Annotated in this window: 2 protein-coding genes and 1 tRNA gene; all 3 read right to left on the minus strand. The window is 41.7% G+C overall.

Annotated features, from left to right (window positions below):
* Positions 1 to 46: 46 nt before the first annotated feature.
* Positions 47 to 123, minus strand: a tRNA-Arg gene (locus Q0257_RS07320).
* A gap of 12 nt (positions 124 to 135) precedes the next feature.
* On the minus strand, positions 136 to 516 hold the full coding sequence (locus Q0257_RS07325; RefSeq protein WP_005869488.1) for a response regulator: 381 nt from the start codon (positions 514 to 516) through the stop codon (positions 136 to 138).
* A gap of 14 nt (positions 517 to 530) precedes the next feature.
* Positions 531 to 3,411 (minus strand): response regulator (locus tag Q0257_RS07330; RefSeq protein WP_298023442.1); only part of this gene is annotated, 2,881 nt, incomplete at its 5' end.

Here is a 3,411-nt window from a genome sequence, read left to right on the forward strand (position 1 = left end):
TTTTAAAAAAATCAAAAAACTAAAAATAGGGGGAAAATTTGATAGATGGTGTCCCCGACAGGATTCGAACCTGTGGCCTCAAAATTAGGAATTTTGCGCTCTATCCTACTGAGCTACGAGGACAAAATCGGCAATTTAATCGCCGATAATATTCATAACATCGTCTAGTTTTTTGTGAAGATCTTTGTCGTTGATGGGCTTTGTCATAAAGTCATAAGCACCTTTATTTAAAGCCTCTCGTTTAGCGGTCTCGTCCGTCGTAAGGACAATGACGGGGATATGAGCTATACTTTCTCTAGCGTGAAGATTATCTAAAAATTCCAGCCCATTCATCACAGGCATTACGATATCTAATAAAATCAAATCAACGGGCTGAACTTCAAGTACGGCAAGGGCGTCCAAACCATTTTTGGCTTGGAGTATGGTTTGGAATTTGCCGTATTTTTTTAGCATAACTTCAAGTAGCTTTAAATTTATAGCGTCGTCATCAACCGTTAAAACTTTCAAATCTCTCATTTAAGACCTCATCCTTATATATATTTTTGTGCGAGTTTCTCAAGACCCGACTTGGTGATATTGTAACTAGCGACTTCGCTAAATAGTGGATTTTCATCGTTGTCGTTAGAAAACAGAACTAGCTTGGTCGCAGACGCTTTTCGGCGCAAGCTCTCTAACGCCGCTAAGTCTAGCCCCGCTAGCTTTTTATCAATCAAAACAAGCTTATAACTACCCGTAGTCGCCATAGAAATAAGCTGGTCGAAATTGCCCGCAATTTCTACGTCTTTATACTGGTGTTTTAATATACTGGCAAAAATTTTACTTTCCATAATGTTTGCCTTGCATATAAGTATATCTTTTGTCGGCACTCGCGCACCTTTAGCTTTCACTACGTCATCGGAAACTATGCTTTTTTTAGGAACTAGCTTCATTATTGTCTTTGGCACTTTGACAGTTTTAATGACCGTCTTAGGCACCTGGCGTTTGACAAGCTTTTTAACCAGCTTCTTTGTAGTTCCACCGGCAGGCGCTGCATCAGATCGTTTATCACCGATAAAATTATCTAGCATTTGAGCTAAGATATCCTTTTTGATCGGCTTAGTGCAGTATTCGTCAAGTCCTGCTGCCATAAATTTCTCTCTATCACCTTTTAGCGCATTGGCGGTAACAGCCACGATCGGGATGTGGCGGAGATTATTCTCGTGCTCGTATTGCTTGATCTGCTTTGTAGATTCGATACCGTCCATAACAGGCATCGAAATATCCATAAATATGAGATCATAGTCATTATTGGCTTTTCTGGCTTCCAGCGCCAAAAGTCCGTTTTCGACTATCGTCAAATTCATATTAAAGCTATTTAACGTATGCTTCATAAGCTTTTGATTGATCTCATTATCCTCCGCAATAAGGATTTTGGCGTTATATTTTCTATTGACCAAAGGTACATTTTCATCGGCAGGATTTCGCTCTACCGGCACTTCAACCTCTTCTTCGACTTCGACATCCTCTTCAACCATAATGGTTTCTTCCTGCTGCTCGTCTTCGTATACGGTGACGGGCACCTCGACCATCTCCTCTTCCTCAGGCTGCGGGATAACTACCGGTTCGACTTTTACGCTAACAGGCTCGATCTCAGGCTCTTCGACATGGTCGTTTTGAGTAGCAGGCTCCACCTTCGGAATATCTACAGGCTCCGGCTCAATACTCGGCTCTTCGACAGGAATATTTTGAGCCGCTGGTTCTACTACTGGCGTTACCGGTTCAGACTCGATATTTGAAGGTCCCTGTTTAACCTCTTCAAGTTTTGGCTCGATAGGTTTTAGTTCAGGCTCAATTGCTACCGGCTCTGGCTCAACAGCGATAGGTTCTGGTTCAATTATCTTTTTAGTTGGAATTTCAGGTTCTGAAAGTTTAACATTTGAAATTTCATCTTCATGAGCAGAAACACTTGAAGCATCAGGCTTCGAAGCTTTAGCGATAGGAATTTCAGGCTCGGTTTTAATGGCTACCGGAATTTCTTCTTCTACGCTTGGAATTTCAACCTTTTTGGCAGGCTCTTGCACCTTGGCGCTCGGTTTGATATCCGAAAGATCGATATCTATATCAGGAATTTCAATCTCAGCCTTAGGCGTCTCAACCTTAGCCTTTGGAATTTCTACTTTCGCAGGCTCAGCCTTTACTTCTTCCTCTTTTTTGATCTTAGGAAGCTCTATTTCGATATCAGAAAGATCGATGCTAGGAGTTTCGGCTTTAGGAGCCTGGGTCTGCGTCGCATGTGTTTTGAGCCCCACAAAATCATCAGGGATTTCCAAAGATATAGGCTCATCGATATCGGTCTGGGCATCCTTTGTGCTTGAAGGCTCTACCTTTGGCTTTTCTGCGTGTGGAATTACTATTTCAGGAATATCAATATCGATCTTTGGCGATTCAGGCTCTGTCTTTTCAATCTTAATATCGTTCATAGGCTCGATATCTATAGGCTTAATGACCGGCTCTTCTGCTTTAGGAGCTTCTTTTTTGAGCTCTTGAGCAATACTAGGCTTACTAACAGTTTCCTCTTTATGCGCAGAATGAGCCTCGGCATCGTGTGTACGCCTTCTGCTTTGCAAGATAGCGCGTAGCTCGTCTGCCGACGAAGTAGTAGCATGTCGTAATTCATCGAGCTTGTTGATGATAGGTCTTTCTTTTACTACCGGCTCTTCCATAATCATTTCATCAGCGACGATAGGCTTTTCTACCTCGGTATCCAGCTTAATCTCATGCGTCTGTGGAGCAAAATCCGATCTACTTAGAGCAATTCCGGATTTTGAAATTTTATCTAGCGTCTTAACGAATTTAGTTAAGTTAAAAGGCTCTGTGAGGGTAAAAATTTTAGAATTTGAAATACTAATACTTTGAAGCTCTTTTGGCTTAAGAGTCAAGATCGTAGGCATACTCAATATATCGCTAACCTCGCCGTAATTCTTAAATCTAGTAATGAGGGCGTCATATTTGTTATTATTTTGCGCTGAGCGGAACTGCGCGTTTGTATTAAATATCGAAATTTTACCGCCTAGCTTGCTGATGTAGTTTTTAACGATATCATTATACATCGTATCGGCGCTATCGGCTAAAAGCGCAAAATTTAGCCCTTTGATACTTTCAAATACTGCGTCTGCATCGGTCTTTTGCGTCTCTTTAAAAGCAAGGGTAAAGTAAAATCTAGTACCCTTTCCTACGGTAGATTTAACCTGAAGCTTACCGCCCATCATCGCTACGTATTTAGACGAAATCGTAAGTCCAAGACCTGTTCCACCATATTTGCGTGTGATCGTAGAGTCGGCCTGAGAGAAGGCGTTAAATACATTTGCGAGCTTATCTTCAGAAATTCCAATGCCGGTATCTTCTACACTAAACGTTACGATCGCCTCTCCC

It is taken from the genome of uncultured Campylobacter sp., assembly GCF_938018035.1.
In the GTDB taxonomy this organism is placed as follows: domain Bacteria; phylum Campylobacterota; class Campylobacteria; order Campylobacterales; family Campylobacteraceae; genus Campylobacter_B.